At 40.3% G+C, this 1050-nt stretch carries 2 protein-coding genes; one reads left to right on the forward strand and one right to left on the reverse strand.

Annotated elements, in window-relative coordinates:
- Positions 1-16 precede the first annotated feature (16 nt).
- Positions 17-247, forward strand: coding sequence for a hypothetical protein (locus KDK19_RS01805; RefSeq protein ID WP_257282191.1), 231 nt, complete (start codon positions 17-19; stop codon positions 245-247).
- Between the two features lie 120 nt (positions 248-367).
- On the opposite strand, the gene KDK19_RS01810 is transcribed toward KDK19_RS01805, so the two are convergent.
- A partial coding sequence (locus KDK19_RS01810) for a ShET2/EspL2 family type III secretion system effector toxin (protein ID WP_257287606.1) occupies positions 368-1050 on the reverse strand: 683 nt, incomplete at its 5' end.

A 1050-nucleotide genomic window follows, 5' to 3' on the forward strand; every position in this document is an offset into this window, starting at 1 on the left:
CCGGGCATGATCTGAAATGTTTGCACAGTTACACTCATCAGACATTCCATATAATGTCGATGCCCGGGATACTTACGCTTACGAAAGGAACATGGTGTTTAGCAAGGTTAAGGAGCTGGGTAAGCCAGGCGCCTGGATGTTCCTTCATCAGCTTTATGGTTATACAGTGCAAGACGCTGACAGAATAACCACCAAAAAATGCCTTGATGGCATTAACAAGAGATTTTATAACCCTGTCTGGAAGTAAGGATTTTGAATATCTATGCCACGAGTGTGAAAGTGCCGACTGAACACCCAGTTTGATTTGATCCATTAGCTGATATCCCTTTTTTTAATTATCATGATCCATTTTCCATAGGGTGATCTATCAAGGCGCAATCATTTGACACCTTATTATTTCGGGATAATGCCCAGCTGCTAAGTCTATATGATTATTCATCACATTAGGTGAGGCACCAAAGCACTGAGTATCACATTCATCAGAATTTCTCTTATAATCATCAACATTAATAAGTGCTCCATAAAAGAGGAAGCTGGCTTGAAGATCTTCGTCGGCAATGTGTGCAGCCAAATCTGGTTCTGAGAGAAGGATTGTTCTGTGCATGAGTGTAGCGTTAGGGTCATAAAAAATAACCTTCATGCATTCATCCTGCTTCTTTAATCTCAAGGCCATTGCGTGGCCAATTGATCTATCGTCTCCTACTGAACGAAAATAAAAATTCTTTTCATCGCCTGCCGACATATTCCAATACTTTTTTACCAGCCCTGTAATAGCCTCAGAAAACTTTCCTTTAAAGAAATAATATCCATCAGAAAAGAATCCATATTGAAAATGCTCTCTGGATTCGCATGGGAAATTAGATGTATTTTCAAAGGTTTTCAGCACTTTTTTTGAGTCGTCTATTTTTTTAAACGTTTCTTTCCCCCGACCAAACACCTTTTTAGCATAAGCCCAGGCGAAATGACGGCAGCCTATTATTCCTCCGGGTGCTTTATCGTCAGAATCGGAGCGATAGACTCTACAATTAAGGTTTTTGGGGAACCAGGCAT

It is taken from the genome of Endozoicomonas sp. ONNA1 (genome assembly GCF_024606325.1).
GTDB lineage: Bacteria > Pseudomonadota > Gammaproteobacteria > Pseudomonadales > Endozoicomonadaceae > Endozoicomonas_A.

Excerpts from the sequence above, each read along its gene's own strand:
- KDK19_RS01805 (WP_257282191.1), top strand. The coding sequence starts at position 17 with ATGTTTGCACAGTTACACTCATCAGACATTCCATATAATGTCGATGCC.